The sequence below is a fragment of the Thiocystis violacea genome (assembly GCF_016583565.1).
GTDB lineage: Bacteria > Pseudomonadota > Gammaproteobacteria > Chromatiales > Chromatiaceae > Thiorhodococcus > Thiorhodococcus violaceus_A.
In genome coordinates this window covers 1-6,390 of record NZ_NRRF01000139.1, presented here as the reverse complement: position 1 = coordinate 6,390, position 6,390 = coordinate 1, and the positions used below count along the sequence as shown (strand labels likewise).

Sequence of the window (6,390 nt, the reverse complement as noted above, 5' to 3'; positions counted from 1 at the left end):
ATCACCGGCAGCGTCAGGACCCGCGCGCGCAAGCCCAGCAGGCGGAAATAGCTCACCTGCGCCAGCGTGGCCGGATGCACGATCTCGCTCAGGCGCTCAACCACAGCCTCAGCCGAGGGGGCACTCGCGGGACGGTGTTGCCGATCCCGCTGAATGGCTCGGGTGTGGCGTACGGAACTGCGTTTCTTCGGTTTGGCGTCAACGGGGACAGGAAAGAGCGCCGCGGTCTCCATGGGGCTCGTGTCTCAAGAGTAGGGGCTTGACAGCTTCTCAAAAACCTTAACTTGTGAGCAATGCACTTAGGGCCTGGTTCGATGTCTGTCTCCGCAACGGGCTAATAGCTCATCTGGCGGCGCCCGACTGAACCATTGCAACACTCTTTTTATAGCGCACTGGCGATGGCTGTCGGTACGTTGCCGCACATAAGCGCCCTGATGGAGGTGCCAATAGCCGCACCCACTCGAGACGGGCAAACGCTGCGCGCATTCAGCCGACCTCACCCAACCGGGCAACGTTCGATCACTGCCTTGGAGGTGCATATCAGTGATCAGAAACGCTTCGCGGACCTGGGTATCGAAATGAGCGGGCGGAATTCGCGCGGGCTCGCGTGGGAATGGCTTCCCCGCCCCCGGCGGCGGGCACTCACCTGAAACACACCGACACGACCCCTTTTGCAGAATCACCCTAGTAGTCTAGAGTGGAAGTCCTAATACTGTTTCTGGGCGATCGATGGCATCCTACTCATCTGTCTTGAGTTTCGCCGATGAGTTGATGACACGATGCCACGCTGCACCCCGATTCCCGTTTCCCTCACCGACAAAGAACGTACCCAGTTGGAGGCGTTGGTGCGTCAGCACACCACGGCGCAGCAACTGGCGATCCGAGCCCGAATCATTCTCGCCGCCGACGCCGGCAAGGGGATGCACGAAACGGCCGCCACGTTGCAGGTCAGTCGCTCGTTGGTCCAACGCTGGCGCCGACGCTGGCGCGAGCGCGCGGATCAACCCGTGCTCGAGCGTCTGAGCGATTGCCCGCGTTCGGGGACGCCGCCGACCTTCACCCCCGAGCAGATCTGCGCCATCATCGCCCTGGCGTGCGAGCCTGCGGTCCGCGAAGGGGTGAAGCTGACGCGCTGGACCCATGCGGACTTGGCCGAAGAGGCCAAGGCGCGCGGGATCGTCGAAGACATCTCCGCGCACTCCATCGGACGCTTCTTACGCGAGATCGATCTCAAGCCGCATCGCGTACAGGGCTGGATCAACACCCCGCGCGCTGGTGATTTCGCCAAGCGCTGTCGCGATGTCTGCGAGACCTACCGCCTGGCCCCAGAGCGTGCCGCACAGGGCATTGAGACGCGCAGCATCGACGAGATGACCGGAGTGCAGGCCCTTGAGCGCGCCGCACCGACTCAGTCCGTTCGCCCGGGACGCCTCGAGCGCCAAGAGTTCGAATACATCCGCCACGGCACCCTCACCCTCATCGCGACCTTCTGCGTGGTCACCGGGCAGGTCTTCTACCATCTCGGCGAGACCCGCACGAGCGAGGACTTCGCCGCGTATCTCGCCGCACTGCTCGCCCAGCGTCCAGCCCATATCCCGTGGCATCTGGTCATGGACAACCTCANACCCTCACCCTCATCGCGACCTTCTGCGTGGTCACCGGGCAGGTCTTCTACCACCTCGGTGAGACCCGCACGAGCGAGGACTTCGCCGCGTATCTCGCCGCACTGCTCGCCCAGCGTCCAGCCCATATCCCGTGGCATCTGGTCATGGACAACCTCAACATCCATTGCTCCGAGGCGGTTGTGCGCCTCATCGCCGAGGCCATCGGTTTCGAGGGCGACCTCGGCGTGAAGGAGCGCTACGGCATCCTCAAATCCATGGCCACGCGCACCGCGTTCCTCAGCGATCCGAGCCATCGCATCGTCTTTCACTTCACCCCCAAGCACGCCTCGTGGCTCAATCAGATCGAGATGTGGTTCTCGATCCTGGCGCGCAAAGTCCTGCGCCGTGGCAACTTCACCTCCATCGACGACCTTCAGAAACGCATCAGCGATTTCATCGACTTCTTCAATCGCACGTTGGCCAAACCCTTCCGCTGGACCTATGAGGGAAAGCCGCTCGCAGCATGAATGATTAAACAGTCTCGGGATTTCCACTCTGTTGCACTAGGCGCGCACCCTTCCGCCTTGTTGTTGGCGATGACATAGACCTCTCGACTCTTGGCGAGAGCGGGGGAGACGAACTCGGCGATCTCTGCGCGGCCGGTGGGGTCCGGCTCGCACAGGCGATTAAGGGGCTGATAGAGCATTCTCGCGTCCGCGTAGCCCCGGTTCGGGCACAGCATCCAGCGAATAATTGGCGGGCCGGGCAGTCCTCTGTCTGTCAGTATGAGCGGCCGCTGATACTGGAAGAGAGGCGCCGGCTCCAATGCGTGGATCGGACGCCTCCGGCATGGCGAGACTGCTGGCCCGGTCCGCCCCTCACGGGGTAGACCAGTCAGCAAAGCACTGATCGACTTCAGCCTCTCGTCAGCGGCATGGCGCCGTCTTGGGCGACGTCCCGCCCTCCGAGCACCCGATCCCCAGGATCCAGCAGGCGGTAGGCTCGCCGAGGATGGAGGGGCGGGTCAGGCACCGGAATCGGAGCGAAAGACCATGATCCACGTTCATCGCCGAGTCTCAGTTTGGGCAGCGAGGTTGCTGGCACTGCTGCTGGTCCTCGAGCTGACCTACCTGCTGGCGGCAAATGCCTTGCTGCGCAGCGATGTCCCTTCGCGGCTCGCCAATCGGGATGCGCAGCGGCTCAGCCTGAGTTGGTCGAGCGCCTGGACCCTGGTGCCAGGCTGGCTGTCGGTCCGGGATCTGAGGCTCGGCGGACACGCGGCTGGGCGCGACTGGGGCCTGGCGGCGAAGGAGGCGGAGATCCGGGTCTCACTCTGGCGGCTGCCCTTCCGGACCCTGCATCTGGGGCTCTTGCGCGCGGACACCCCGGCGGTGACCCTGGCGCCGCTTGCGCCTGGGCCCGCCGCCGCGGTGGACAGGCTCGATGCGCCCGTTGCGACAGGCGCCGACGCCCAGGGTCAGATTGCCAAGACGCTTCGCCGTGCGGAGCCCGCTTGGGAGCCGGAGTCCTCCCCGGATCCAGTGCCCTCTGAGGCGACCGTGACGCCCCAGACCGCGACGAATCTCGCCGCGACGACGGTTGCCGATGCCGGATGGGAGCTGGTGCTCGGCAGGGTCGCGCTCAGTGGGATCCAGATCCCCGAGCTGGCGGGCTATCGACTCTCCGGGGTGGCCGACCTGGAGGCGGCGTCAGCGCGGCTCGGTGGGGAGGGCCTGTTGAGCGTCGCGCAGGTGCGGCTGCATCTGGGGTCGGGCACGCTCAGCCAGGAGGAGACCCGAATCGGCGACGACCTGCGGCTCGATGCGGATCTGCAGCTCGCGCCGGTGCGTCTGCAGGGTGCGGGGGCCGAGACCTTGGCCGCCGCCCTGTCGGGTCGGGTCGATGTCTCGGGGCAGGCCGCCTCTTACGGGTTCTTCGACCGCTACCTGAGCGCGCGGCGCTGGTTGCGCCTGAGCGGGCAGGGCCAGGTGGCCGCCTCCCTCAGGCTCCGGGCGGGCAAGCTGGGGGAGGGCAGTGAGATCGCCGTCGATTCACCCAGCTTGGCGGTGGAGTTGGATGCCTCGGGCGATCAGGGAGGGGCCGCGCCGTATGTGATGACGGGCGCGGGCAAGATCAGGTCCGCCATCCTGGCGAACGATGCGCCTCATGGGGTTGGTGGGAGTGATGAGAGTGATGGGAGTCATGGTGGCCTGCAAACGCGCCTCGAGCTGGCCTTGAACGACATGGAGGCCAGGCGCGGGCCGGATGGCCCTGTGCTCATCCGCGGCAAGGCCTTCCGGCTGACCGCGACCGGCGCGGCCATCGACCTGAGCACGCCGCCCAGCGCTCCGCGGATACGCCTCGAGCTGGATGACACCGTCATGCCGAACGTGGCCGTGCTGGCCGACGCCTTGCCGGCTGGTCTGCCTCTGAGCCTCACCTCGGGCAGCGCGCGGCTCTCCGGACATCTGAACTACGCGGACGGGGTCGCCAAGGGGGCATTCGACCTCGCCGGGGAACGGATTGCGGGGCGCGTCCTGGAGCAGGCGGTGGTCGGTGAACTCGAACTCGGCCTGGCGATCGCGGAGGCCGACCTGGCGGCGCGTCGGCTCGACCTCTCGGGCACTCGGGTGCGCATGCGCGCGGGGGAGGGCGGCGCCACCGGGCGCGGCGCGCTGGTGACGGAACTCCGTGTCCCAGAGGCCCGGCTCGCCGCGCCCGCCCTGCTCGGCCCCGCCGCGTCCGCGGCCAGTCTGCCTCCCCTGGAGGGGCTGGTCCGGATCGAGGGCCGTGTCGCCAACATCGGCTTCCTGAATGGTTTCCTTCCGGCCGATGCGGGTTTCGACATCGACGGCGACGGTCGTCTGGCCGCCGAGATCCAACTCGCCGGCGGGCGACCCGGACCGGGGACCCGGATCGAGGTGACCTCCGATGACATCCGCAGCCGCTTTCTCGGCTTCGCGGCGCAGGGCGCGGGTGAGGTCCATGGCGAGATCCAGCGCGCCAGCGACGGCGACGCGGTCCAGCTGCGGGTCGGGCTGCGCGACATGCGACTGCTGCGCCTGGGGGGATGGCAAGACCATCTTGACCGGGAAGTCGCTGGCGCTGACCGCCAGCGGCCGATACCAGGGTGCGGCCGGGGTGCCGACCGATCCCAGGCTGACCCTGGCCTGGACGGATGCCCTGGTTCCGGACGTGGCCGTCCTGAGCCCCTATCTCCCGGTCCATGGCGACTTCGCGCTCACGTCCGGCGGGGCGCGCACCAAGGGCCGTCTGGAGTACACGGTCAAGGTCCTGAGCGGTGGACTCGAGCTGGCCGGAGAGGACATCCAGGGACTGGTGTTCGGCGAGCCGGTCGAGGGGCGGCTGGACCTCGGGCTGGTCATCCCGCGGGCCGACCTTGCGGGCGGGCGACTGGACCTCTCGGGCAGCTCCATTCGCATGCAGGCGGCCGTCGCCGCGGGCAAAGGCAAGGGCAAGGGCAAGCAGGCTGCGCCGGCCCTGGTCACGGAGCTGCGGTTTCCGCTTGCCCAGTTGGACTCCGGACTGCCCTGGGGCGATCTCGGCAAGCGCCAAGCGCGACAAACCCTGGAGGGCCGGGTCAAGGCCGAGGGCAAGATCGCCAATATCGACATCCTCAACCGCTTCGTTGGCGGCGAGCATCGCCTGGGCTTCAGCGGCGATGGGCGCCTGTCCGCCGATCTGCGGCTCCGCCGCGGGCGCCTCGCCACTGGCAGCAGTCTGGAGGTCCGCTCCGAGCGCATCGCCACGCGCTTTCTCGACTTCGAGGCCTGGGGCGGGGGTGTCGTCAAGGCCAGGATCAGCGGCAAGGATGCCAGGCCAGGCGGCGGGGTGGAGGTGGATCTCGCCCACTACCAGTTCCGCCGCCTGGATGAGGAGACCCCCTACATCCAGGGTAAGCGCCTGGAGATCAAGACCCGCGGCGCTCGGCTGGACCAGGACAGCGTCCTGCGCGATCTCGCGACCGAGATCACCCTCTGGCAGGCGGAGATTCCGGACATGCGCATCTATAACCGCTACCTGCCGAAGGACTCGGGCCTGTCGGTGCTCTCCGGCAAGGGCGAGCTTGAGGGCCTGCTGTCGCTCAAGGGACTGACCGGTGGCGGCGACCTTGTGCTGAGCGCCAAGGACGTTGCGGTGCGGATCGAGGACCAGACCCTGAAGGGCGATCTGCGCATCCATACCCGCCTGCGCGATGGGGATCTGAACGCCATGACATTCGATGCCTCGGGCACCAGTATCCGGTTCGACCAAGGGATCCTGATCCGCGACCAGGCTCGCGCCCCCCAGGGCGCTGCCGTCTGGTGGGCCGAGGTCGATCTCCAGGAGGGGCGGATGACCTGGAAGCAGCCCCTGCGTCTGGACGCCAGCATCGGTCTGCGGATGCGTGACAGCGGTCTGCTGGTCAACCTCTTCGTCAAGCCCAAGGAGAACCAGGACTGGCTGAACGACCTGCTGACCATCCGCAACGTCTCGGGCAAGGCGCGGATCCGCATGCGCGATCAGGCGATCGACCTGCAGGATGCACGGATCGACGGCGAGGGCATGCTGGTCCTCGCCAACGCCCGATTGCGGGACGAGCGGGTCGCGGGCGAACTCTACGCCCAGTACGGCGTCCTCAGCGCGGGCGTCGAGCTGGTGGGCAAGGAGACCACCTGGCACCTGCTGAACGCGCGCGCCTGGTTCGACCAGCGGGGGAATGGGCAGGATGGCGACTGATCGGGGTTGGGGCGGCGGGATCCCGTCGAGGCCCTGGCCCATCGCC

At 67.2% G+C, this 6,390-nt stretch carries 4 protein-coding genes and 1 pseudogene; 3 read left to right on the top strand and 2 right to left on the bottom strand.

Annotated elements, in window-relative coordinates; all coding sequences use genetic code 11:
• On the bottom strand, positions 1 to 233 hold a 233-nt coding region (locus tag CKO23_RS23800; protein ID WP_200335859.1), incomplete at its 3' end, for a hypothetical protein.
• A 546-nt stretch (positions 234 to 779) separates the two neighbouring features.
• Between CKO23_RS23800 and CKO23_RS26170 the strand changes: the two are divergent.
• A pseudogene (locus CKO23_RS26170) lies at positions 780 to 1,623 on the top strand (IS630 family transposase); the annotation flags it as partial.
• Between the two features lies 1 nt (position 1,624).
• Positions 1,625 to 2,131: transposase (locus tag CKO23_RS23785; protein ID WP_207168680.1), on the top strand; the 507-nt coding region annotated here is incomplete at its 5' end.
• A gap of 1,524 nt (positions 2,132 to 3,655) precedes the next feature.
• Here CKO23_RS23785 and CKO23_RS23780 read toward each other — a convergent pair.
• Positions 3,656 to 4,687, bottom strand: a complete 1,032-nt coding sequence (locus CKO23_RS23780) for a hypothetical protein (protein ID WP_200335857.1) — start codon at positions 4,685 to 4,687, stop codon at positions 3,656 to 3,658.
• A gap of 1 nt (position 4,688) precedes the next feature.
• Between CKO23_RS23780 and CKO23_RS23775 the strand changes: the two genes are divergently transcribed.
• On the top strand, positions 4,689 to 6,344 hold the full coding sequence (locus CKO23_RS23775; protein ID WP_200335855.1) for a hypothetical protein: 1,656 nt from the start codon (positions 4,689 to 4,691) through the stop codon (positions 6,342 to 6,344).
• Positions 6,345 to 6,390: the final 46 nt, after the last annotated feature.